Genomic DNA, 23,669 nt, shown 5'->3' on the forward strand with positions numbered 1-23,669 from the left:
TCATGATTGGAATCGATCGAAACACCGGCGCCACGGTCGACGACTGGCTGCAGTTCGTGCAGCGCGCCACCCGTGCATTGACCACGCCGTTGGGCACTCGCCAGAAGCGCCCGTTGTATGGCTGCGCACTCACGCAGTTGCTGGGGCAGAACCTCGGTGACGACCTGCTGATCCTCGCCCAGAGCCACGCGGCCCAAGCGTTCTACAACCCGGATAACGGCATCGATGATTTCGAGCCGCAGGTCATTGTCGCCAGCCGACAGGGGGCCGGATTGCTGCTGCGTTTCGCCGGCACCTGGAAAAACCGCAAACAGACTTTCGAGGTGGTGACATGAGCATGCTGATACCCGGCCAGAACCAACTGGCCGAACCGGCCATTGTCACTGTCGAAGCGTTCGAGGATCTGCTCGCCGAATTCAAGACCTTCGTGGTCGAGTACGTCGGCGCGCGCTCTCCCGCCAGCGCGGCGAAGCTGGTGGACAGCCTCGAAAACGAAAGCGAACTGCTGACCCTGGCCCTTGAGGCGTTTTGCGTCCGACTGCAAACCCACGAACGCAAATACAACGCCCGCATCAAGCAGATGTTGGCGTGGTGGGCCACGGGCACCAACCTCGACGCTCGCCTCGCGGACATGGGCCTTGAGCGCCAGTTGCTCGATCCGGGTGACCCGGCAGCGTTCCCGCCCATCCCCCCGGTCTACGAGAGCGATGACGATGCGCGGTTGCGTTATTACCTGGCGCCCCATGCCCCGGCGGCCGGCTCGCGCATGCAGTATCGGCGGGAGATTTTTACCTTGGGTGAACGGCCGGGGGTGACGGTGGACAGCACTGCATCCGGTGTCGTGACAGTGACCTACACCTTTGACCCTGACGGTTTTGCCGCTCAGGTCAAGGATGGCAATGCCCGCCGTACCGCGCCTGGCGAGGTGATGGTGACGGTGTTGTCTCGTGAAGGCGATGGGGCTTCCTCAACACAGCTGCTCGAAGGTGTTCGTCGGCATTTCGCCCGTCCTGACGTCCGGCCGGAAACCGATCTGGTGACGGTGCAGGGCGCGCAGATAAAACCCTACAAAATTCGGGTCATCGCCAGGATCAACAGTGGCCCTGATTCAGGGCTGACCCGCGTGGCGGCACAGCAGCAATTGCAAGGCTATGCCGATACCTGTCATCGGTTGGAAGGCCGGGTGGATCCTAGCTGGATCGATTACACCCTTCATTCGGCCGGAGCGGTGCAACTTGAGATTCTCGAGCCGCTGGAGCCTATCGTGACCAGCGCTTTCGAAGCGCCTTATTGCACGGCGGTAGACGTGGAGGTGCTGACGCTATGAGTGACTCCGTTGCGCTGCCGAGTCTGCTACCGGCCAACAGTTCTCCTCTGGAAAGGGCACTGGATCTGGGCTTCGCCAAGCTGCTCGATCGCGTTCAACCGCCGTTTCCCGAATTGATGAACCCGAGTGAGACGCCGTCCGCATTCTTGCCATATCTGGCGGCGGATCGGGGTGTCAGTGAGTGGAATGCGGGAGCCAGTGACCTGGAAAAACGCCTGACCGTTTCATTGTCCTGGCAGATCCAGCGCCAGGCGGGTACCCGTCAAGCCTTGAACCACGCCGTTGAATCACTGGGGTTCACGCCGCACGTCACCGCTTGGTACGAGCAGCAACCTCGTGCCCACCCTTACACCTTTGATGTACAGGCGATCATTGGCCAGGACTGGTCCAGTGGCGATCACAACCGCTTGATTCAGCGGATCAATGCGGCAAAGAGCGAGCGCGACCAAGCCACCATCACCCTGGTGCATCAAACCAGTGGCGGCCTGGCAGCGACGGCAGCCATGCACGGACCGTTGAGCGACGGTGAGCTGTCCTTATGCGGAGCATTGCCGCTACTTGAACTCACTGCGCGACTTCCCGGCATGGGGATTTTCCAGCGCTACACCATTAACGATTATGACCTCAGGGCGCAGCCATGACAGAAGACATTACGCGCTTGGTTCGCTTCACTTCCGCCGGCCTGGCCGAAGTGTTGCAGGCAAAGAACCAAGGCTTGAAAGGTGAGATCACTCACATCGGTGCCGGCACCGCCCGCTACGATCCCAATGGATCGGAAACGGCGCTTCGCAATGAGCGACAGCGCGTGCCAATCGTGGATTACGAAGACCTGGACCCAGGGCAGCTGAGAATGGCCGCTTTGTTTGAGGGGCCGGATGAATATGAGATTGGCGAGTTCGGTTTTTATCTTTCCACCGGCACGCTGTTGGCTGTGTATTCGGTGGCTGGAAAGCTGCTGACCTACAAAGCAGCTGCTGCGCGAGTATTGCAAAAGTTCACGCTGGATATTTCACCGTTGCCGGCGCAAAGCGTCACGGTGGTGGTCGGCTCCGACAACCTGAACATTCTATTGAGTGAAGAAATCGCCACGTTGGCTACCGCCAATATCGACAACATGGCGCGGCACGTTGGCCTGATGTTTCGAGTGATGGCGCTCGAAGCCAAATAATCAAATAGCACAAGGAACCTGAATGTGAGTCTGGAAACCACTATCGCGTCGCTGGTATCAGCGGCCAATAACTTGACCACGGTGGTCAATGGGAAAATCGGCAGTATCAACACGACCATGGCCACGGCGTTGACACAGTTTAATGAGTGGCGAAGCCAGAAGGATGTGGAAGGGGATCCAAGCGCCCTGGGCACGATTCGTCGCAACGTTTTGCAGGGACACGTCTACGGGACGGGCGGCGTCTACGGCGCAACGGCACAGGGTGATTTTGTCTCCACCAACCTGGGTGCCAGTACAAATGTATACATGCATTTCAAAGTGCCGCTCAACATCAATGTTCATTCGGAGATGTTCTGGTTCAACATCAAGGGCTACAGCTACGGCACAGCCAAAATAATCGACGAAACGTTGGTGGGGTATTGCTATCAGCCCACTCGGGTTCTGCAAAACGTTTCGACTTTTGGAAACATGACCCCTTCTGTCTATGTCGATGCAAACGGCAATATTGTCATGCGAATTCTCGTTCCAAATATTTATTACACCACCGTGCGCATTGACACCATGCGTGTGGGCAATGGTCGGTTGTTCAACCTTGGGGATTTGGTCACCAAGTTGTCGCTGGCCGAAACCGTTGTTTTCAGCTAAGGAATGAACATGTCTGATCTGTCCAACAATGACACGCCCGAAACGCCAATCGCCGTACCGTCGCTTGAAATCGAATGGGCAGCCATTCGCACACGCCGTAACCAACTGCTGCGAGACACGGACTTCACCCAATTAGCGGACTTCCCCGCAACAGAAGCCCAGCTGGCCGAGATCAAGGCTTATCGCCAGGCCTTGCGAGATATCCCCGAAACGGATGCTGAGCCGTCCAGGCTGCTCTGGCCTGTGCTGCCAGATTTCATCAAGTAGGCCACGACCGCGAAAGCGGTTTTTTTTCGCCCGCACCAAGCCCCGCTATGGGGCTTTTGTGTTTTTCGCATCTGGAGAGACCGTAGATGCCCATTCGTAAGCAATACACCGTGCTGCTGCCATTTCCTACCGGTGGCGGCCACTGGTCGAGCGCCGGCCAGAAACTGGAGCTATTGGATGTCGAGGCCAGTGCCTTGCGCAGTGCCGGTCGTCTCGAGCTGACCAGCGTACTGGATACGCAGCAACTGGCTGCTGACATGCAAGCCACCCCAACCACCAAGGCCTTGAAGGCCGCCACCAAGAAGGCTGAATAACCATGGCTGAGGTTTTGAACTTCGAGCACAACGGCATTACCGTCAATGCCACTGAATCTCCCGAGGCCATGGGTGGCCTGGGTGACAACGTCATCGGGCTGGTCGGCACTGCGCCGAATGCCAACCTGCTGATCCCGAAAAACACCCCATTCCGCATCAACAGCTTCACCACCCAGGCCCAGTTGGACCCGACCGGTGCCGAGGCGGGGACATTGTTCCAGGCCGTTTACCAGATCCTCAAAGTGGTCAAGGTGCCGGTCTACGTCGTCATCGTCGAAGAGGGCGCCACTCTGGCCGACACGCAGAACAATGTGATCGGCGGTATCGAAGCGCAGACCGGTCGCAAGTTGGGCTTGGCCGCGTTGAGTGGGGTCGCTGAAGACTTGACCATCATCGGCGCGCCGGGCTTCACCGGCACCAAGGCGGTGGCCAGCGAGTTCGCCTCGTTCGGCAAGCGCATCAAGGCCCGTGTGGTGCTCGACGGCAAGGACGCCGCGGTCGCCGATCAAGTGACCTACAGCCAGGAACTGGGCGGTGCCGACCTCGGTTTCGACCGTTGCCTGGTGGTGCACAACATGCCGGCGGTGTACTCCAAGGCCGCGAAGAAAAACGTCTTCCTGGCCCCGTCGAGCCTGGCCATCGCCGCCCTCGCCAAGGTCAAGCAATGGGAGAGCCCGGGCAACCAGGTCACCTTCGCCGAAGACGTTTCGCGCACCGTCGAATACAACATCCTCGACACCTCCACCGAAGGCGATCTGCTCAACCGCTACGGCGTCAGCTATTACGCCCGGACCATCCTTGGCGGCTTCTCGTTGCTGGGCAACCGTTCCATCACCGGCAAGTTCATCAGCTACGTCGGCCTGGAAGATGCCATCAGCCGCAAGCTGGTGAAGGCCGGCCAGAAAGCCATGGCCAAGAACCTGACCAAGTCGTTCATGGACCAGGAGGTCAAGCGCATCAACGACTGGCTGCAAACCCTGGTCGCCGACGAAACCATCCCTGGCGGCAGCGTGTACCTGCACCCGGAGCTGAACAGCGTCGAGAAGTACAAGAACGGCACCTGGTACGTGGTCATCGACTACGGCCGCTACGCGCCGAACGAACACATGATTTATCAACTCAATGCCCGCGATGAAATCATCGAGCAGTTCCTGGAGGACGTTCTCTAATGTTTACCAACCGCGTAAGACAGGCCATCGCGGCCACCCTGCAAGGCCTGCCGTTGTCGGCGACCGTGGAAGATTTCAGCCCGCCGAAAATCGAATTTGAGATGGAAGAGATGCGCGGCGGCCGTTTCATTGGCGAGGAAATGGCCAAGGGCGGCAAGGTGCTGACGGCCAAGCTGACGCTGCAAGGTCTCGGGCCGGAAGTCATGCTGGCACTGGGCGTGAGCTTGGGCGACGACATTCTGCTGAACGTGCGTGAAGCCGGCCAGGATCAGGACGGCAACACCTGGTTTACCTACCACACGGTGGGCGGCAAGTTGAAATCCCTCGAGGAAACTCCGCTGAAGATGACCGAGAAGCCCAAGACCAACCTTGAGCTGTCCTGCCGCACCTACAACCGCCTGGAAAACGGCGTCCCGGTGATCGACATCGACGTGCGCACCCAGAAGTTCGTGCTCAACGGCGTGGACATCCTCGGTGATGCGCGCCGTGCGGTGTTGTTGCCCTAAGCCCTTACCGGCCGGCTAGATGCAATCCCTGTGGGAGCGAGCTTGCTCGCGATGGCGGCGGTTCATTCAGTATCAAGCTGTCTGACACCCCGCTATCGCGAGCAAGCTCGCTCCCACAGGATGTCCTCTGATTCACCAAGGAACCGATTTCATGTCCTGGATGCCTCCTACCCATGAGCTGTTGTCGCCGATCACCGGTGACGACGGCTCGCAGATCGAGCAGCTCCCACTCAAACCACTGCTCTACGCCGCGCAGAAAGAAGCCCTGGCCCGTGCCGGTGATGATGAAGACGACCAGTTCTTCGAGCTGGCCAAGCTGGCCACCGGCCTGTCGGTCAAGGAGCTCGATCAGCTCAAGCGCCCGGACTACGTGAGCATTGCCCAGTACGTGCACGAAATGTCGACCCGTCCGGCGTCGTACTTTCTGGATGTTCCACAGGCCGATCCCGACCAGGTGCAACTGCTGCAACCGCTCGACGTCGCGGGCCGCAGCCTGACGTCGCTGACCCTGGAAATGCCGGTGCTGCGTGCGACCAAGGCGATGAAAAAACTGAAGACGGCCAAGGAACGCGCCGAGTTCATCACGGCCCATTGCACTGGCCTGATGATTCCCGATCTGGACCTGCTGACCGTGCCCGACTGGACACAACTTCAGGTACGCATCGACGATTTTTTAAACAAACCGGCGGACTTCTTTCGGAGCGCGACATCGAAGTGATTCTCGATGTGGTGCCGCTCATTTACTCGGTAAGTGAGGCGGAAATCCTGGAGTGGGACGCCGGCAAGGCCTTGCGCCGCTACGACATCGCGATCACTCGCCTTGGCGTGAAACAGGAGTAGAGCGGGATGGCGGACGATAGATATTCGCTCAAATACGCAACCTTCAATGAGCCTGGGTTGGCGTTCGGTAATACCAGCCTCACCAGTGGTGTGTCAGCACAAGGCGCGTTCGCCAGGGATCAACTGTCGAGCCTCGATCTGGCGCTGGAAACACTCGGGCTCAAGCTCGGGTTGCTGACCACGGCGATCGAGTCGCTGACGGTAAAGCTTTCGGCGCAACGATTGTTTTCCCAATCGATGGGCGCTGGCGCCAAGGGTGAGTCGGCCAACGAGCCAAAGGGTAAGTCGGGTGGCGGTATCGAGCCACCGGCGCTGCTCAAACCTGCAATAGCGATGGATTCGGCCATGGCCGATCTGAAGCAGGCCGGCCAATTCACGCCTCGCCAGATTGCAGAGATGGCGGAACCCACCCAGCGTATCGCCAGTGCGCCATTGGTGGCGGCCGGCGGGACCTCGGCGGTTGAGGTGGTGAGGATGCAAAGCCTGGCGGCCAGGGCAGGCATCGGCGGTGATCTGCCCAATGCCTCGGACCGGCAATTGGCGCTGTTGCGCTTCGCCAGTGATGCGGGCGTCACGGCATCGACGTTCAAAATGCCGGCCATGGAAGCCGCTGAGATGGTGCTCGGCTGGCGCACTTCCATGAAGCTCAGCGCAGAGAAAGCGTTTGATCTGGCGGATGCAACCAACCACCTGGGCAAGATTCCCGGTGGTGCGAAAGCGAGTGAGATCGGCACGGTGCTGCAGCGTGACGGTGCGGCTGCGACCTCGGCGGGCCTGCAGCCTGCCCAAGTTGCGGCACTGACGGCGGCACTTCTCACTACCGGCGCGCAACAAGCTGAAGCGGGTGTGGCGCTCGATCACTTCACGACCGCTTTAGGCAAGGGCGATCAGGCCTCCGCGACCGAGCAAGCGGCCTGGAAGCAACTGGGGCTGGATCCCAAAGAGGTGGCGAGCGGCTTGCGTGACAAGGACGCCGCGCCGGGGACAGTGATGTCGGTCCTGGCGGCCTTGAACGCGCAGCCGGCCGAAAAGCGCACGACCCTGGCCTCTTCGCTGTTTGGCACTGGGGATGCAGCGGTGCTGCGCATGTCGCAGAAACTCGACGATGTGAACGCCGCGTTCTGGCAGGTGAAAGACCCAGGCCAATACGCTACATCGCAATTGGGCAACGACGGCTCGGTGCGCCAGGACGCCTTGGCGCTGTCGAACACCCGGCAGGGCCAGTTGAACGTCCTCAACGCCAGCAGCGAGCGTTTGTCGCTGGCCACGGGAAATGCCCTGATGCCCTCGGCGGATACCTCGTTCCAGTGGCTGGGATCGCTGGCCGATGGCATGAGTGAGTTGGCTGAGTCCTCACCTAGAGCCGCTGCGGCCATTGTGGTGATTGGCGCGGCGATCAAACCGTTGGTGGGCGCGCTGCTCAAAGCCCTAGGTGATGAGATGAGCAATCAAGCGGCCAAGCGCGTATTGGGGGGCGTGGCGACGCGTCTTCCCAGTCGTGTGGGAGAGGTGTTCTCTGAGGACTTCAGAAACGACAGTCGTAACGCCAAGCTGGATATGAAGGGCATCAGCCGGCTCGAGCCGGCGAACGTTGCCAAAGCCGAGGCTGGAATGAGCGCCGGCGGTTCCCTTCGAGGCACGAGCTCGGCGTTGCGCTCGGTTACCCGTTTCATCCCAGGAGCCGTCGCGTTAACTGCCGCCCCTGAGGTGCTCGAGGGCGCGCTGAGCGGTGACGCCCGCAAAGTTGGTGCGGGCCTGGGGGCCGCAGGTGGCGGCTGGGCGGGGGCCTCGGCAGGTGCTACCGCCGGAGCCACTTTCGGGACTCTTTTTGGTCCGCTCGGCACGGCCATTGGCGGCGCACTCGGTGCGGTTGTGGGTGGGCTGGCCGGCAGCTGGGTCGGGGGAGAGTCGGGGGCCTGGCTGGGTGACAAACTCGCCGCGCCTGCCGACAAGCTCCCCCCACCGGACCAGGCTGCCAGAGACCTGACCAACGCCCAAACCAGCCAACAACAAAACACCATGACCGCAAACATCTACATCAACGGCCAGGACCAGGCCAGCGCGAGTCAGTTGGCCAACCTGGTTGTGCAACAGCTCTCGGGCCAGTTCGGCTTGACGACCATGCCCAACTCACTCGCCATGCGCAGTGACGCGGCCCTGACCGACGGAGGTACGTGATGCGTCAACAAATGGCACTCGGCAGTTTCATCTTTGGCCTGTCGAGAAATTTTGCGTACCACCAACTGGTGCACACGTCGGACGGTGGCTGGAAAAGCATCGACATCCTCACTAGCAAGCCCAAGTCCAGCCAGGTCGGCCAAGGCCTGCAATTGCTGACGATCACCGGCAAGTCGATGTACGCGACCGCCATGGATCGCCTCGATGAGTTGCGCGCCTTGCAGGCGCAGCGCGTGCCCGTGCCGTTGGTCGATGGTATCGGTCGCAACTGGGGCCTGTGGCAGATCAACAAGGTGACGGAAACCCAGACCGAGATCATCGATGACGGTACGGCGATGGTGGTCGGCTGGGTGGTTGAATTGACGGAGTTCGCCAATGCGTAGGGTTCGAAGTATCGCCGGTGATTCGGTGAATCTGTTGCTGTACCGCGAGCTTGAGCGTTGTGACGATATCGTCGAGGAGGCGCTCTGGCTGCTCAATCCGGGCTTGGCTGAATGGGGCCCGGTATTGCCGGCGGGCGTATGGGTGGTCTTGCCGGAAGTGGACCTCAAGCCCGTTGCAACCCCGCCGGTTTCGGCCTGGGATTAAGGAGGCAACATGTCACTGGGTTTCACGCCTGCAGTGGAAATTTATGGTGCGAACGCCGCACTGCTCAACGAACGCTTGCTCAAGTGGGAGCATGTCGACGCGGCGGGTATCGAGTCCGATCAGCTGACGCTCACCATCAGCCTGGACGGGCTCGAAGGATTGCCCAGCCTGGGCGGCAAGATCGGTCTGCGGGTCGGTTATCTGGAGTCGGGGTTGGTGGATAAAGGCGAGTTTGTCATCACCCGGCGCACACCGTTCCTGTTTCCCCTGCAACTCGTGCTGGTGGCCATGGCGGCGCCGTTCAGTGCTGCGGACCAGACCGGCTTCAAGCAACGCCGATCCGTCAGCCATGGCCCGACGACCCTGGGGGCGCTGTTTCGGCAATTGACTTCCAGGCACGGTTTTTCCCCGCGGGTGGCGCCGGACCTGTCGCTGATCAAAATCGAGCACATCGACCAGACCAACGAAACCGACATGGGTTTCCTCACGCGCCTGGCCCACCGTTATGACGCCGTCGCCAAGCCGATCAACGAGTTGTATGTGCTGGCTCGGCGCGGTCAGGCAAAGTCGTTGTCAGGCAAGGTCCTGCCCGAGATGAAACTGTCGGTGACGACCAACAATCGCCCGGGCGACCACGCCTTCATTTCGGCCAAGTTTGATGAAAACGCCCGGGCCAAGTACCAGGGCTGCAAGACCTATTGGTGGGATGCGACGGCCGGCAAGCTGCAGGTCGAGGAGAGCGGCGTCGCGCCGTTCAAGACCCTGCGCCAGCGCTTCCAGAGCGCCGACGATGCCCGCGCCGCCGGTGAAGGGGAGGTGCGACGGATGGAGCGCGAAGCACTCAAGGTGGACATCGAGTGCCCTGGCAACCCGGGACTTTCGGCCGAGGGCATCGTACTGCTGGATCCCACCTGGCCGGATTTCATGCGCGGTCGCTGGTCGATCGACAAGGTCACCGCCAGTGGCGACCGGGAAAAAAGCTATCGCAGCTTGATTCATGCCACCCGCCTGGATGCCAAGGCCTGACCCCACCCCCCCCTGTGGGAGCGAGCTTGCTCGCGATAGCGCCCAGACATTCAACATCTGCACTGACTGACACACCGCCATCGCGAGCAAGCTCGCTCCCACAGTTTTGTTCAGCGTTGCACATATCCTTGCGCCCAACCGAGTTCTCTTGTGGGAGCGAGCTTGCTCGCGATAGCGCCCAGACATTCAACATTTGCACTGACTGACACGCCGCCATCGCGAGCAAGCTCGCTCCCACAGTTTTGTTCAGCGTTGCACATATCCCTGCGCCCAACCGAGTTCTCCTGTGGGAGCGAGCTTGCTCGCGATAGCGCCCAGACATTCAACATCTGGACTGACTGACACACCGCTATCGCGAGCAGGCTCGCTCCCACAGTTTTGTTCAGCGTTGCACATATCCCTGCGCCCAACCGAGTTCTCCTGTGGGAGCGAGCTTGCTCGCGATAGCGCCCTGATATTCAACATCTGCACTGACTGACACACCGCTATCGCGAGCAGGCTCGCTCCCACAGGTCTCTCTCGACTGCACCGTCTCTACAACTGGAATTCCTCCATGAAGATCACACCGATCCTCACGCAGTTGCGTGAGCAATGTCCGACGCTCGCCCATCGCGTGGCCGCAGGTTTTGACCTCGCCACGCTGCAAGCCGAGACCCCGCTGCAGACCCCCTGCGCCTATGTCCTGCCCACCGCCGACATCGCCAGCAAGAACGCGGCTCAGAACGTCACGCTGCAAGCGGTGCGTGATCGCTTCGATGCCGTGCTGGTGCTCGATGCTACCGATGCGACAAAAGCGCTGGATCTGTTGCACGACCTGCGGGCCGAACTGTGGCGCGCGCTGGTGGGGTTCAAGCCGGGCGCCGAGTACACCGGCATTGAATACGACGGCAGCGAACTGGTTTCCATCAATAGCAGCCGTGTGTTGTACCGGCTGCGCTTTTTCGCCGAGTTCCAGTTGGGCCGCAATCTGGCGAGCCAGCCTGCCGAAAGCTGGCACGAGCGTGAACTGGACGGCTTGTCGTCCTTTACCGGGGCCACCGTGCGGGTCGATGCCATCGACCCGGCGGACCCCAACCTGAAACGTCCCGGCCCCGACGGGCGCGTGGAACTGACTTTCTCTGGAGACGTAACCCCATGAGCAAACGCATCACTGTGCTGCCGGCCCCGGGCCGTGCCGTACCGGACCCGGAAGCGGGCGATCTGTTGCCCCTCGAAGGCCGTGAAGTGCCAGACAACGCCTGGTGGCGTCGACGTCTGGCCGATGGCGATATCACTACCAAAGCCGTGAAAGCGGCAAAACCACAGGGAGCCAAATAATGGCGATCGGATTCAGCAATATTCCCGCGGACATTCGTGTGCCGCTGTTCTACGCCGAAATGGACAACTCGGCCGCCAATAGCGCGTCGTCGGCCATGCGCCGGTTGATCGTCGCCCAGGTCAACGACAACGTCGCCCCGGCCGAGGTCGGCAAACTGGTGCTGGTGTCCAGCGTCGCGCTGGCCAAGAACATCGGCGGGCAGGGTTCGATGCTCGCGTCGATGTACGAGACCTGGCGCAAGACCGACCCGCTCGGTGAAATCTGGTGCCTGCCGTTGCACAACGTCGAAGGCGCCATCGCCCAGGGCGTGCTGACCCTCACTGGCGCCGCAACTGAAAGCGGTGTGCTCAACCTGTACGTCGGCGGTGTGCGCGTTCAGGCCGCCATCGTCAATGGCGCAACAGCGGCTCAGGCTGCCACTGCGCTAGCCTTGAAAGTCAATGCCGCCGCCGACCTGCCGGTGACTGCCGCGGCCGCCGAAGGTGTCGTGACCCTGCGCGTCAAATGGACCGGCGACAGCGGCAACGACATCAGCCTGCAATTCAATCGCCTGGGCAAGAGCAATGGCGAAAACACCCCGGCGGGGCTGACCACCGCCATCACTGCGATGACCGGCGGCGCCGGCGTGCCGGACCAGACCGCTGCCGTTGCGGCCCTGGGCGACGAACCGTTCGAGTTCATCGCCATGCCCTGGTCCGACGTGGCGAGCCTCAACATCTGGCAAGCGGTCATGGATGACAGCACCGGTCGCTGGTCCTGGGCCAAGCAGTTGTTCGGTCATGTCTACAGCGCCAAGCGCGGCACTATCGGCACCCTGGTTGCCGCCGGTCAGGCACGCAACGACCAGCACATGACCATCCAGGCCCTGGAACCGGGCGTACCGCAACCGTTCTGGGTCCAGGCCGCTGCCTTGGCGGCGCGCACGGCGGTGTTCATCTCCGCCGACGCCAGCCGTCCGACCCAGAGCGGTAGCCTGCCGGGCTTGGACCCGGCACCGGCCAGTGAACGTTTCACCCTGACCGAGCGCCAGTCGCTGCTCAACTACGGCATCGCCACGGCGTATTACGAAGGTGGCTACGTGCGCATCCAGCGTTCTATCACCACGTATCAGAAGAATGCCTTCGGTCAGGCGGACAATTCCTACCTGGACAGCGAAACCATGCACCAGTCGGCGTTCATCGTCCGTCGCCTGCAAAGCGTGATCACCAGCAAGTACGGCCGCCACAAACTGGCCGCCGACGGCACCCGTTTCGGCGCCGGCCAGCCCATCGTGACCCCGAGCACGATTCGCGGCGAGCTGATCGCTCAATACGCCAAGCTCGAACTGGAAGGCCATGTGGAAAACGCCGAGCTGTTCGCCGAGCACCTGGTTGTCGAGCGTGACAGTCAGGACCCGAGCCGGGTCAATGTGCTGTTCCCGCCGGATTACATCAACGGCCTGCGGGTGTTCGCGCTGCTCAACCAGTTCCGCCTGCAATACGACGCCGCCGCCTGACCGTGGCGAGGGAACTTGCTCCCGCTGGATGCGCCAGCATCCCCTACGGTGTGATGCCTGGCAAAGCAGGGGGCCGCTTCGCAGCCCCAAGCGGGAGCAAGCTCCCTCGCCACAATGATTCAAACAAACCTTAAGTGCATAGCATCGGCCCACTTCACGTGGGCTTTTTATTGAAGGGAGAAACACCATGGGTCAACTGATTGCGGGCACCTGCTACGTCAAAGTGGACGGCGCTCAACTGACCATCAACGGCGGCTGCGAAGCGCCACTGATGTTCACCAAACGCGAAACCGTCGTACCGGGTTTCTACAAGGAAACCGACATTGCCCCGTCCTTCAAGGTGACGGCGCTGCACACCGCGGACTTCCCGCTCAAGCAACTGGTTGCGGGCACCGACATGACCGTCACCTGCGAATTCAATAACGGCAAGGTCTACGTGCTGGCCGGCGCCTACCTGGTGGAAGAGCCTGTGTCCAAGGGTGACGACGCCACCATCGAGCTGAAATTCGAAGGCATCAAGGGGACCTGGCAATGAGCGATGTCGTGACGCTGCGCGTGGCCATCGAGGCCCACGGCGAGCCGGTGGGCGAACTGACCCTGCGCCGTCCGACGGTGCAGGAAGTCCGGGCGATCAAGGCGCTGCCGTACAAGATCGACAAGAGCGAGGAGGTGAGCCTGGACATGGACGTCGCGGCCAAATACATCGCGGTGTGCGCCGGCATCCCGCCGTCGTCGGTCAACCAGTTGGACCTGGCAGACCTCAATGCCCTGAGCTGGGCCGTCGCGAGTTTTTTCATGAGTGCGGCGTCGCAGCCATCGGCGACCTGATCGCCGCCGCCTATGACCTGGCCTGGTTCTGGAAGGTTGACCCCGAACAGATGATGGCCAGGCCACTGGATGTGCTCCACGAATCCCTGGAGCACGCGCAACGGATCAATGCGATGCAGCAGGTGCAGTGATGGCAGACACACAAACGGTAGAGAAAAAAGCGGTGCTGCTCACGGGCATCGATGAGCTGTCACCCAAGCTCGCCGGCCTTCGTGCGAAGGTCGCGAGTTTCAAGCAGAACCTCGACGCCACGGGCCTGGGCAGCCTGGACATTTCCGGTCTGCTGCCCAGCGGCGGCCTGGCCCAGCCGTTTATGGACGGGCTCAAGTCGGCGCTGTCCTTCAAGGACGAAGCGGGCGCAGCGAGCGCGGCGGCCAATGCCGTCCAGGCGCCTGACGCGCCCCGTGTAGCGGCACAGAACCTGGATGGATTGAAGACTTCCATCAGCAACGTGTCGGTGCAGTTCGGCTCGGCCCTGGGGCCTGCGGTCAACGCGGTGACGGTCAGTTTGCAGCCCATGGTCAGCGGCGTGGCCCAGGTGCTGCAGGACAACCCGCAACTGGTACAGGGCCTGGCGAATGGCGTCGTGGCGTTCAACGCGATCCAGATGGCGGTCAGCGGCGCGAGTCAGGCAATGGAAGTGGTCAACCTGGCCATGAAGATGAACCCCATCGGCTTGATTGCCATGGGCATCGCCTTGGCGGCAGGGATGATCATCGCCCACTGGACGCCGATTTCGGCGTTTTTCGCCGGGCTCTGGCAGCGCCTTGCGCCGATCGTCCTGCCGATGGTCGAGTTCTTCAAGACAATGTTCGCCTTCACCCCGATGGGGCTGTTGATCAGTAACTGGGGCCCGATCAGCAGCTTTTTTGGCGCGCTCTGGAATGTGATCGTGGCGGCGGCAACGCCGGTCATCGGTTTCATGCAGACGCTGTTCGCCTGGTCACCCTTGGGTTTGATTGTTGCCAATTGGGCACCGCTGACCGGGTTGTTCGCGGCGATCTGGGATCTGCTCAAGGCCTTGACCGTGCCGGTGATGGATGCTCTGAAAGGCTTGTTCGACTGGACGCCGTTGGGACTGATCATGGCCAACTGGGGCACGATCGGAGAAGTCTTCGCTGGGATCTGGGAGGGCGTCCGCAATCAGGTGGCGATCATGCTGGCGGTGTTCAGCGGCCTGTTCGACTGGTCGCCCATCGAGGGCCTCACCCAACAGTGGGGGCCGGTGGGCGAGTGGTTCAGCCAGTGGTGGGACAAGCTGCAGGGCGTGATTGCACCGATCAAGGCGTTCTTCAACAGCGGCTTCGGTGAACTCATCACCACGTTCACTGGCAAGGTCGAAGGACTGACCGAGGCGCAGCGCGCCACCAATGCCGAAGGCAAGGGTGAGCTGGCGCCGGCGTTTTTTGGCGGGGCCAGCGAAGAGCCTGCGGGCCTGTCGTCCAGCCTGGCGCCAGCGTCCGCCAACGGGCCAGCGAAAACCTCGCTGGCGCCGGGTGCGTTGCCGCAAACCTCCAGTGCCCTGGTACAACAAAGCGCCGCGAACAACCGCACGCAACTCGAAGGCGGCCTGACTGTGCGCTTCGAAAACGCGCCGGCCGGGTTGCGTGCCGATCCGCCACAGACCAATCAACCGGCCCTGGCGGTGAGTTCGCGCATCGGCTATCGCTCACTTTCCACAGGAGGCTCCAATGAGCTGGCGTGATCGTTTGTTGCCGGCGTCGTTTCGTGGCGTCGGGTTCTGGGTCGATCAGGCGAAAACCCCGGTCGGCCACAAAGGTCAGTTGCATGAATATCCACAGCGCGACCAGCCGTTTTTCGAAGGGCTCGGCCAGCAGGCGAAGATTCATGAGCTGACCGCGTTCATCGTCGGCCCCGATTGCCTGGAGCAGCGCGACAAGCTGCTCAAGGCTTTGGAGCAGGGCAGCGGTGAACTGGTGCATCCATGGCTGGGGCGCATGCAAGTCAAGGTTGGCGAATGCGACATGACCCAGACCCGCCAGGACGGCGGGCTGGTGACGTTCGCCCTGAAGTTCTACCCCGACCAGCCACTGCCATTTCCCTCGGCCACGATCAACAGCCAGAAACTGCTGCTGGTCTCGGCCGACAGCTTCCTCGGTTCGGCGGTGCGGCGCTTCGAAGACGCCATGACCTTGATCAAGGCCGCACGGATCGGCATCGCGGACTTGCGCAACAGCCTCAAGGATGTTTACGCAGTGATCGAGCAGGAGCTCAAGCCGTTGATCGAGACCTATCGGCAACTCAGCGATCTGGTCAAGGCGGTGAAAGCGTTGCCCAAGGAGGTGGTGGCCGAGTTCAAGGGGTTGCTGGGCGACATCCGCGAGCAGAAGGAGTTTGCCCGTGACGGCTATCGCGGCGTGATTGCCAGCGTGTCGCAACAGGTGGAGGCCATTCGCAAGGCCGACGCGCCCAAACTCACCACCGGCAAGGACACCACGGCGGCGGCCCAGGCGGTGGCCGATCTGGTGCAGGACACCCTGCTGGTGCAGGCCGCGCAATGGATTGCGGCGATGCCGGTGGCGGCGCCTGTGGTCAAGTTGGGCGCTACGCCGTCGGTGGCGCAACAAGCCGTGCAACCGGTCCAGCGCCGGGACGTGCCGGTGGCCGACGATGTGCTGGCCCTGCGCGAGGCCCTTAACGAGGTTATCTGGCAGGCCTCCCTCAAGGCTGATCCGGAGCACTACCAGGCGATGAACAACCTGCGCCAGCAAATGGCCGCGCACTTGACGGCGGTGGCGTCGTCGGGGGTAAGGCTGATCAACCTGTCGTTCAAGCAAAGCCTGCCAGCGCTGGTGGTGGCGTATCAGCAATTTGCCGATGCCACCCGGGTGACTGAAGTGACCCAGCGTAACGGCGTAGCCCATCCTGGTTTCCTGCCGCCCAATGACCTGAAAGTCTCGGGGGAGTAAGCCATGAACGAGCTCGACAACGCTGTCTCGCTTACCGTCGGCGGGCTGGATTACGGTGGCTGGAAAAGTGTCGAAATCAGTGCGGACCTGGAGCGCCAATTCCGCACCTTCAAACTCGACATCACCTGGCAATGGCCGGGGCAGACCCAAACGGTGCCGATCCGTCCGGGCGATGAATGCCAGGTGCGCATTGGTGCCGACCTGGTTCTCAGCGGTTATGTGTTCAAGGCACCGGTCAGCTATGACGGTCGGCAGATCAGCCTGAGCATTGAAGGCGGTTCCAAGACCCAGGATCTGGTGGACTGCGCGGCGATCAACCGCCCGACTCAATGGCGCGGGCAAACGGTGCTGAGCATCGCCCAGGCCCTGGCGTCGCAATATGGCGTGGGGGTCATCAGTGAAATTCCTGAAACCGCGCGGTTGAGCGAACACAGCATCGTGCCAGGGGAAACGGTCTTTCAATCCATCGACCGTTTGCTGACGTTGTTCCGAGTGTTCTCCACCGATGACGCGCAAGGGCGCGTGCTGCTGGCCAAACCCGGCAGCGGCGGACGGGCCAGTGATGTGCTGGAGCTGGGCAAGAACATTCTGTCGGGCAACGCACCGATGGACTACAGCCAGGTGTTCTCCGAATACCGGGTCATCGGTCAGCACAAGGGCAGTGATCAGCAGAGTGGGGCGGCGGTGAGCGAAGTCTCTGGCACCGCCACGGACCTGAGCTTCAAGCGCAAGCGGGTGACGGTGATCAGCGAGAGCGCGCAGTTGACCTTCGAACTGGCCCAGCAACGGGCTGATTGGGAAAGCGCAATTCGCACCGGCAAGGCCCTGACCACTACCTACCGCGTGCAGGGCTGGCGCCAGGCCAATGGCGACTTGTGGCGGCATAACACCTTGGTGCGGGTGATCGACCCTGTGCTGGGGTTCGACGGTGACATGCTGATTTCCAAAGTGACGTACTCGCTGTCGGCACAAGGCTCCGTCACTACCCTGCAAGTCGCGCCGCCGCACACGTTCGACGCCAACCCGATGGCGCCCAAACCCTGAATCCGGCACCGATGCCTGCCCACCACAGATCTCCTGTGGGAGCGAGCTTGCTCGCGATGGCGGTGTGTCAGTCAACATCTGCTTCGAATGTCAGACCGCTATCGCGAGCAAGCTCGCTCCCACAGTGTTCCGGGTTAGCCGCCCAATTGCTGTTAAACCCGATTCCGAAGGAAAACCTCAATGAGCTTACTGACCCGCCTCCTGGCGCGCGGCACTGTCGTGCTCGCCAATTCGGCCACCAAGTTGCAGTCGCTGCAAATGCGCCTCACCGCCGGCGAAGTGAACGACGACATGGAGCACTTCGAACCCTACGGCTTCACCAGCAACCCGTTGGCCGGTGCCGAGGGCATTGCCACGTTCCTGGGGGGCGACCGTTCCCATGCCGTGGTCCTGGTGGTCGCCGATCGTCGCTTCCGCCTCCAGGCCCTGGCCCCTGGCGAAGTGGCGCTCTACACCGACGAAGGCGACAAGCTCCACTTCAAGCGTGGTCGTGTCATCGACATCCAGACCGCGACCCTGAACATCCGCGCCAGCAGCGCGGTGAACATCGACAGCCCGGTCATCAACCACACCGGCAAGATCGTTTCCCAGGGCGACCAGATCGCCGGCGGCATCAGCCAGATCAAACACGTGCATGTCGGTGTACAGGCCGGCAACGGTCAGACCGGCGCGCCGGCGGGAGGCCAATGATGTTCATCAGCCAGAACCTGCACGCCGCACTGACCCGCTCGGTGCTGATCAGCCTGTTCACCTGGCGCCGCGCCGCTGACGACGATGCCGTCGATGACGAGGAACGTTTCGGCTGGTGGGGCGACACTTTCCCTACCGTTGCCGACGACCGCATCGGCTCGCGGCTGTGGCTGTTGCGACGGGTCAAGCTGACCCGCCAAACCCAGCTCGATGCCGAATTCTATGCCCGCGAAGCCTTGCAATGGCTGATCGACGACGGCCATTGCAAGGCCATCGACATCATCAGCGAACGCCTCGACGCCCAACGCCTGAACCTGCGCACGGTCCTGACCCTGGCTGACGGCGAGCGCCTGGACATCAACCCCGATAACAGTTGGCAGGTGACCTATGCCGTTTGAAACCCCTTCGCTGCCGGTGCTGATCAAGCGCGCCCAAAGCGACCTGGCCAGCGATTCGCTGCGCCAGTCCGATGCCCAAGTGCTGGCCCGCACCCTCGGTGGCGCCGCCTATGGTTTGTATGGCTACCTGGACTGGATCGCCGAGCAGATCCTGCCGGACAAGGCCGATGAATCCACCCTTGAACGCATCGCTGCCCTGCGCCTGAACCAGGCGCGCAAAGCGGCCCAGGTGGCCATCGGCAGTGTCAGTTTCACCGCCACCGCTGGCGCGGTACTGGATGTCGACACGCTGTTGCAATCCACCGATGGCCGCACATTCAAAGTGACCACCGCCCGCACTACCAGCAATGGCCTGAACAGCACCACCATTGCCGCACTGGACGCTGGCAGCCTGGGCAACGCCGACGCCGGCCTGGTGCTGACGCCAGTCCAACCGATCCTCGGCATTGGCAGCAGCTTCACCGTGTTGGCACCGGGGCTGACCGGCGGTGTCGCCCGGGAGAGCCTCGAATCCCTGCGGGCGCGGGTGATCCGTTCCTATCGCGTCATTCCTCACGGCGGTTCGGCCCAGGATTATGAGACCTGGGCCCTGGAGTGCCCTGGCATTACCCGCGCGTGGTGCCGGGGCAGCTACCTGGGACCGGGCACTGTCGGCCTGTTCGTGATGCGGGACGACGATCCGCAACCGATCCCCAACGCCGAGCAATTGGAAGAGGTGCGGGCCTACATCGAGCCCTTGCGCCCGGTGACCGCCGAGCTGCAGGTGCTGGCGCCGACGCAGGTACCGGTGAACTACAGGCTGCGCATCATCCCGGACACCAGTGCCGTGCGGGCCGCCATCGAGGCGCAACTGCGCGACTTGCACAATCGTGAAGCTGGCCTCGGCGAAACGCTGTTGCTGAGTCATATCGCTGAAGCCATCAGCAGCGCCACCGGCGAAACCGACCACAAACTCAGCGCACCTATCGCCGATGTCGTCGCCGCCAGCAACCAGTTGCTGACGTTCGGAGGCTGCACATGGCTGGAATAAGAACCGCCGAACAGTACCAGGCGCAACTGCGCAGCCTGCTGCCCAGTGGCCCAGCGTGGGATCCGGAGCGCGTGCCGGAACTGGACGAAGTGCTGCAAGGCATCGCCCAGGAGCTGGCCCGCCTCGACGCCCGTGCCGCCGACCTGCTCAACGAGATGGACCCGGCGGGCGTGAGTGAACTGGTGCCGGACTGGGAACGGGTGATGAACCTGCCTGACCCGTGCCTGGGCGCCACGCCGTTGTATGACGATCGTCGCTTGGCGGTGCGTCGGCGGTTGTTGGCGGTCGGTAGCCAGGCCATTGCCTATTACGTGGAAATCGCCAAGAGCCAGGGTTACCCCAACGCCACGATCACCGAACTGAAGGCGCCGCGCATGGGGCGCGCACGTTTCGGAGAAGCTCATTTCGGCACTTGGCAGGCGCAATTCATGTGGACCCTCAATACCGGCGGCCGCCTGCTGTTGGGCCGACGTTTTGGCGCTAGCTATTGGGGGGAGCGGTTTGGCGTCAATCCGGGCTCGGCCCTGGAGTGCCTGATTCACCGCAGTGCACCGGCGCATACCAAGGTTCACATCAATTATGACTAGGGAGTAGACGATGGATTATCCGAAAAGTGTGCCCAGCGCCGGGTTGGTGAATGGGAAGTTCGTGGATGAAAACCCATTGACCGGGACGCCGGGGTCGTTGATTCCGGCGGCTTGGGGGAACGGGGTAACGCAGGAGATTGTGAATGTCATCAAGGCGGGGGATCTGACGCCAGATGAAACCCAAAACGATCAACTGCTTGAGGCGATTCAGTCAGTCACCGCCAAGGGCTGGAACCAGGACCTCGCGCTTCCGATCGCCGCTTTGCCGCTGCCAACGATTGCAACAGCGGACGCCCGCTTGGCGATAACGCCAATGGCGCTGTCCACCAGCGGCGGTCGTGTCTCGATTCCGGCGGGTGTGTACATCAGCATTGGACAAGAGGTGGTAAGTGGGCGGTTGGGTCGATCCCGTACTTACGTGACGGCGGCCTGGAGCAGCGCCGATTTGTTGCCCAGCGCCAGCTATTTTCTTAGAGCGCAGGTTATAGGCGGCGCGCTGACGTTCCACATGCAGCGTGGAAGCCTGTATGACCTCCCGCCGGAGTCCTTGAAGGGGACTGTCAATGGAGTATCCGGCGGCGGGTTTCCATCCACCCCCCTGGACATGTGCGTGGCTTGGGTGATGACCGGCGCGCCGGGCTCCTTGCCGATCATTCGCGCGATCTACAACCGTGCTCGATTGACCTGGACTCAAACGGTAAATGGCAATGGAGTGGTATATCTGCCGTTGGATCCCCACGCCCGTGCAGCACGGCTTGTGGTGGGTAATCCGACACCCGCGCCGAACGTCGTGACCTCGCTGTCGTTTGTTCAGGCTGGGTGGGTTGGGGGTAATTACAGCTATTTGACACCCACGTTACAAAGTATCGGCAACCAAGCGGGGGGCTGGAGCAGCCCATACATGTGTGTGTTGCTCTCCAACAACGTTGTCAACGACGTTGCGGTATCTACCGTCACAGCCAGTTTTGATCACGCTCAATCTCGCTCGCTTTGGCAGTGCTTTCAGGCGGAGCACACATTGGGTGTTACCAATGCCGAGAGTGACGAGCTGTTGCTGAGCATGGGTATCAAGGAGCACCAGGCCCTGACGGATTACAGCGTGGGCATCGGCGTCAATTTTATCAACGCAGTCAATGCTCACTTGTCCTGGGAGCTGATCCGATGAAAGTCATTCAAGAGCTGCACCAGTACGAAGAGGGACTTCGCCCGCCTGCACCTTCTTCCGCCCATACCTGGGAGGACGATACATGGGTACTCACTGAAGAAAATGCTGCTGAGTTATTACGCCAGGAGGCCGAACGCTTGTGCACCAAGGTCGATACCGCTGCCGACAGCGTACGTCGCGCCTTGGCCGGTGATTCCTTGCGTGCCCTGGAGTACCAACAAGCCGCCCTTGAAGCGCAGGCCTTCAAGGATCAGGGCTACCCGAAAAAAGCCGTTCCACTGGCCGTTTCTGCGTGGGTCGTCAAAGGGCGCACAGCCAGGCAGGCGGCGGACCAGATCCTCGCCAAGTCCGCCGAATTCGAAGCGAACCTGCTAGCGCTTCGCGAACTGCGCCTCAAGGCCAAGGCACAGATTCGCACGCACATGGCCAAAGGCAAGGCGGACCTTGCGAGCCAAGCCGCTAATGATGTGCTCGCGACTATCCGAGCACTGCCTCTTCACGCTTGAGCCTCCATTTCATAGAGAGCAATAAAACATGGACTATCCAAAAAGTGTTCCCAGCGTCGGGCTGGTGAACGGCGTGTTCGTGGATGAAAACCCGCTGGCGGGCACGCCCGGATCTTTGATTCCAGCAAAATGGGGCAATAGCGTCACGCAGGAGCTTCTTACGACGATCATTGAGGCTGGACTGGTTCCAGCCGAAGATGAAAACAACCAGTTGTGCCAAGCAATTCGAACGCTAGCCAAACTTGACCCAAGGCAGAACTTTCCGGCCCAGGTGTATCGCAGAAATCTGCTAATTAACGGTAATTTTGATATCTGGCAGCGCGGGACAACTAACCTTAACCCCAATACAGGTGCATTTGTAGCAGACCGCTTTCGTTGCGATTGGAACGGTAATGCAGGCGTCAATATTTCCCGCCAGAGTTTCCTTTTGGGGCAGTCAGAAGTGCCCCATGAGCCTCGTTTTTTTTACCGTTGGCAGCAAGTAGTTGCCGGGGCGGGGGCCACTGTCCATAAAATTTCCCAGGCCGTTGAGTCGGTTCGGACTTTAGCGGGCAAGGTTGCAACTATAACCTTTTGGGCCAAGGCCGACACATCGCGGCAAGTTTCGTTAACCATGACTCAGTTTTTCGGAAATGGTGGCTCAGTATCGGTTGTTACCCCTGTGGCGGCCTTTCAAGTCAAGAGTGCATGGGCAAAATATAGCGCAACTTTTCAGGTGCCTTCCATTGCGGGAAAGGTTGTCGGCGCTGCGGGTAATGACTATCTTATGCTGTCTTTCGACTTGCCCCTTAATGTTTTGCAGACTCTTGACTTGGCGCAGATTCAACTCGAAGAAAGCCCTGTCGCTACACCATTTGAAAATCGCAGTCCCGTCGAAGAGTTGCTGCTGTGTCAGCGCTATTATGAAAAAACCTACAAACAGGATACACCACCCGGAAGTGCGACTAATGTTGTAGAGGGATGCCTGATATCAATTGTCAACATGGGACAGTCGGGACCAGCTTCACAACCCTTGGCTCAGTGGCCGTTCAAAGTCGAAAAAAGAGCGATTCCCAGTATCAGTCTATTTCGGCCCGCCCAAAGCGGAACGTTGGGGCAATGGCGCTCCGGCTCCGATGAGGTTTCTTCCGCCAATGCTGTTTCCTATGCAACGTCACCCCGGGGAACTTGGGTGCACAACTCAGATATCGGCTTGGTGTCGCAAACTTATTACATTCACGCCACGGCGGATGCCGAATTTTAGGAGCTGTTATGAGTTTTCAACTAACTGTTGATCCAGATACGGTCATTCGTTTGTATGACAATACCACCATCCCTCGTCATCACCGTTATTGGGCTGAGTATGAAGAGTGGGTCGAAAATGGCGGCATTCCAATCCCTACCAAGGAACAGAACGACGATGTGAAAGAGCGGGCTTGGCGCGATTCGCAATTTTCAAGTGTTAAGTGGCTTCGCGAGCGTCATCGCGACGAAGCTGATCTTGGTTTTACTTCGACGCTGACTAACGAGCAATTCAAAGAATTGTTGAACTATATGCAAGCGCTTCGAGAATGGCCTCAGGATGCAAGTTTTCCTCAAACGCAGCAGCGCCCTCCCGTACCCCAATGGATCACTGAGTGAGCACTTCTGATTTGATAGGGGCAACGGGTT

General features: G+C 60.9%; 30 protein-coding genes. All 30 read left to right on the forward strand.

Annotated elements, in window-relative coordinates; genetic code table 11:
• Positions 1-2 precede the first annotated feature (2 nt).
• The 30 genes from LOY50_RS05775 to LOY50_RS05925 all read left to right on the forward strand — a co-directional run bounded on the left by LOY50_RS05775 (position 3) and on the right by LOY50_RS05925 (position 23,639).
• Complete coding sequence (locus LOY50_RS05775) at positions 3-335, forward strand: hypothetical protein (protein WP_018607976.1); 333 nt, start codon at positions 3-5, stop codon at positions 333-335.
• On the forward strand, positions 332-1,327 hold the full coding sequence (locus LOY50_RS05780) for a baseplate J/gp47 family protein (protein WP_258690444.1): 996 nt from the start codon (positions 332-334) through the stop codon (positions 1,325-1,327). Before LOY50_RS05775 ends, LOY50_RS05780 begins: the two co-directional genes overlap by 4 nt.
• Complete coding sequence (locus tag LOY50_RS05785) at positions 1,324-1,968, forward strand: phage tail protein I (protein WP_258690445.1); 645 nt, start codon at positions 1,324-1,326, stop codon at positions 1,966-1,968. Before LOY50_RS05780 ends, LOY50_RS05785 begins: the two co-directional genes overlap by 4 nt.
• Entirely contained in the window at positions 1,965-2,495 is a 531-nt protein-coding gene (locus tag LOY50_RS05790) for a hypothetical protein (protein WP_198796358.1), read from the forward strand. Before LOY50_RS05785 ends, LOY50_RS05790 begins: the two co-directional genes overlap by 4 nt.
• Before the next feature lie 24 nt (positions 2,496-2,519).
• Positions 2,520-3,140 (forward strand): hypothetical protein, encoded by a 621-nt coding sequence (locus LOY50_RS05795; RefSeq protein WP_258690446.1) that lies wholly within the window; start codon positions 2,520-2,522, stop codon positions 3,138-3,140.
• Between the two features lie 9 nt (positions 3,141-3,149).
• Complete coding sequence (locus tag LOY50_RS05800) at positions 3,150-3,407, forward strand: tail fiber assembly protein (protein ID WP_258690447.1); 258 nt, start codon at positions 3,150-3,152, stop codon at positions 3,405-3,407.
• A gap of 86 nt (positions 3,408-3,493) precedes the next feature.
• A complete protein-coding gene (locus LOY50_RS05805) occupies positions 3,494-3,721 on the forward strand; it encodes a hypothetical protein (protein WP_258690448.1) in 228 nt (75 codons plus the stop codon).
• A gap of 2 nt (positions 3,722-3,723) precedes the next feature.
• Positions 3,724-4,890: a tail protein gene (locus LOY50_RS05810; RefSeq protein WP_046065002.1), complete on the forward strand. Its 1,167-nt coding sequence runs from the start codon at positions 3,724-3,726 to the stop codon at positions 4,888-4,890.
• Complete coding sequence (locus LOY50_RS05815; RefSeq protein ID WP_258690449.1) at positions 4,890-5,396, forward strand: phage major tail tube protein; 507 nt, start codon at positions 4,890-4,892, stop codon at positions 5,394-5,396. Before LOY50_RS05810 ends, LOY50_RS05815 begins: the two co-directional genes overlap by 1 nt.
• A gap of 151 nt (positions 5,397-5,547) precedes the next feature.
• Complete coding sequence (locus tag LOY50_RS05820) at positions 5,548-6,114, forward strand: phage tail assembly protein (RefSeq protein ID WP_258690450.1); 567 nt, start codon at positions 5,548-5,550, stop codon at positions 6,112-6,114.
• Between the two features lie 128 nt (positions 6,115-6,242).
• Positions 6,243-8,414, forward strand: a complete 2,172-nt coding sequence (locus LOY50_RS05825) for a phage tail tape measure protein (protein ID WP_253471922.1) — start codon at positions 6,243-6,245, stop codon at positions 8,412-8,414.
• Positions 8,414-8,797: a phage tail protein gene (locus LOY50_RS05830; protein WP_253471924.1), complete on the forward strand. Its 384-nt coding sequence runs from the start codon at positions 8,414-8,416 to the stop codon at positions 8,795-8,797. The genes LOY50_RS05825 and LOY50_RS05830 overlap by 1 nt, the downstream gene beginning before the upstream one ends.
• Positions 8,790-9,002, forward strand: coding sequence for a tail protein X (locus LOY50_RS05835; RefSeq protein ID WP_058542798.1), 213 nt, complete (start codon positions 8,790-8,792; stop codon positions 9,000-9,002). The genes LOY50_RS05830 and LOY50_RS05835 overlap by 8 nt, the downstream gene beginning before the upstream one ends.
• 9 nt (positions 9,003-9,011) lie before the next feature.
• A complete protein-coding gene (locus LOY50_RS05840) occupies positions 9,012-10,028 on the forward strand; it encodes a contractile injection system protein, VgrG/Pvc8 family (RefSeq protein ID WP_258690451.1) in 1,017 nt (338 codons plus the stop codon).
• A gap of 553 nt (positions 10,029-10,581) precedes the next feature.
• Positions 10,582-11,166 (forward strand): hypothetical protein, encoded by a 585-nt coding sequence (locus LOY50_RS05850; protein ID WP_024618256.1) that lies wholly within the window; start codon positions 10,582-10,584, stop codon positions 11,164-11,166.
• Positions 11,163-11,345 (forward strand): DUF2635 domain-containing protein, encoded by a 183-nt coding sequence (locus tag LOY50_RS05855; RefSeq protein ID WP_003198311.1) that lies wholly within the window; start codon positions 11,163-11,165, stop codon positions 11,343-11,345. The genes LOY50_RS05850 and LOY50_RS05855 overlap by 4 nt, the downstream gene beginning before the upstream one ends.
• On the forward strand, positions 11,345-12,841 hold the full coding sequence (locus tag LOY50_RS05860; protein WP_258690452.1) for a phage tail sheath subtilisin-like domain-containing protein: 1,497 nt from the start codon (positions 11,345-11,347) through the stop codon (positions 12,839-12,841). Before LOY50_RS05855 ends, LOY50_RS05860 begins: the two co-directional genes overlap by 1 nt.
• A gap of 187 nt (positions 12,842-13,028) precedes the next feature.
• Positions 13,029-13,376 (forward strand): phage tail tube protein, encoded by a 348-nt coding sequence (locus LOY50_RS05865; protein ID WP_003198314.1) that lies wholly within the window; start codon positions 13,029-13,031, stop codon positions 13,374-13,376.
• Complete coding sequence (locus LOY50_RS05870; RefSeq protein ID WP_258690453.1) at positions 13,373-13,669, forward strand: phage tail assembly protein; 297 nt, start codon at positions 13,373-13,375, stop codon at positions 13,667-13,669. The genes LOY50_RS05865 and LOY50_RS05870 overlap by 4 nt, the downstream gene beginning before the upstream one ends.
• Positions 13,670-13,799: 130 nt before the next feature.
• A complete protein-coding gene (locus LOY50_RS05875) occupies positions 13,800-15,374 on the forward strand; it encodes a phage tail protein (protein WP_258690454.1) in 1,575 nt (524 codons plus the stop codon).
• A complete protein-coding gene (locus LOY50_RS05880; protein WP_258690455.1) occupies positions 15,361-16,599 on the forward strand; it encodes a DNA circularization protein in 1,239 nt (412 codons plus the stop codon). Before LOY50_RS05875 ends, LOY50_RS05880 begins: the two co-directional genes overlap by 14 nt.
• Before the next feature lie 3 nt (positions 16,600-16,602).
• Positions 16,603-17,643 carry a phage baseplate assembly protein gene (locus LOY50_RS05885; protein WP_258690456.1) on the forward strand — a complete coding sequence of 347 codons (1,041 nt, stop codon included), beginning with the start codon at positions 16,603-16,605 and terminating at the stop codon, positions 17,641-17,643.
• A gap of 180 nt (positions 17,644-17,823) precedes the next feature.
• Positions 17,824-18,333 carry a phage baseplate assembly protein V gene (locus LOY50_RS05890; protein WP_028237198.1) on the forward strand — a complete coding sequence of 170 codons (510 nt, stop codon included), beginning with the start codon at positions 17,824-17,826 and terminating at the stop codon, positions 18,331-18,333.
• A complete protein-coding gene (locus tag LOY50_RS05895; RefSeq protein WP_079303617.1) occupies positions 18,333-18,731 on the forward strand; it encodes a phage GP46 family protein in 399 nt (132 codons plus the stop codon). The genes LOY50_RS05890 and LOY50_RS05895 overlap by 1 nt, the downstream gene beginning before the upstream one ends.
• On the forward strand, positions 18,721-19,761 hold the full coding sequence (locus tag LOY50_RS05900; RefSeq protein ID WP_258690457.1) for a baseplate J/gp47 family protein: 1,041 nt from the start codon (positions 18,721-18,723) through the stop codon (positions 19,759-19,761). The genes LOY50_RS05895 and LOY50_RS05900 overlap by 11 nt, the downstream gene beginning before the upstream one ends.
• Positions 19,749-20,348: a YmfQ family protein gene (locus LOY50_RS05905; protein ID WP_024617650.1), complete on the forward strand. Its 600-nt coding sequence runs from the start codon at positions 19,749-19,751 to the stop codon at positions 20,346-20,348. Before LOY50_RS05900 ends, LOY50_RS05905 begins: the two co-directional genes overlap by 13 nt.
• 10 nt (positions 20,349-20,358) lie before the next feature.
• Positions 20,359-21,513, forward strand: coding sequence for a phage tail protein (locus LOY50_RS05910; RefSeq protein ID WP_258690458.1), 1,155 nt, complete (start codon positions 20,359-20,361; stop codon positions 21,511-21,513).
• Complete coding sequence (locus LOY50_RS05915; protein ID WP_258690459.1) at positions 21,510-22,019, forward strand: phage tail protein; 510 nt, start codon at positions 21,510-21,512, stop codon at positions 22,017-22,019. Before LOY50_RS05910 ends, LOY50_RS05915 begins: the two co-directional genes overlap by 4 nt.
• 28 nt (positions 22,020-22,047) lie before the next feature.
• A complete protein-coding gene (locus LOY50_RS05920) occupies positions 22,048-23,262 on the forward strand; it encodes a carbohydrate-binding protein CenC (RefSeq protein WP_258690460.1) in 1,215 nt (404 codons plus the stop codon).
• 8 nt (positions 23,263-23,270) lie between these two features.
• A complete protein-coding gene (locus LOY50_RS05925; protein WP_258690461.1) occupies positions 23,271-23,639 on the forward strand; it encodes a phage tail assembly chaperone in 369 nt (122 codons plus the stop codon).
• Positions 23,640-23,669: the final 30 nt, after the last annotated feature.

The organism is Pseudomonas sp. B21-010, from assembly GCF_024749325.1.
Lineage (GTDB): Bacteria > Pseudomonadota > Gammaproteobacteria > Pseudomonadales > Pseudomonadaceae > Aquipseudomonas > Aquipseudomonas kilonensis.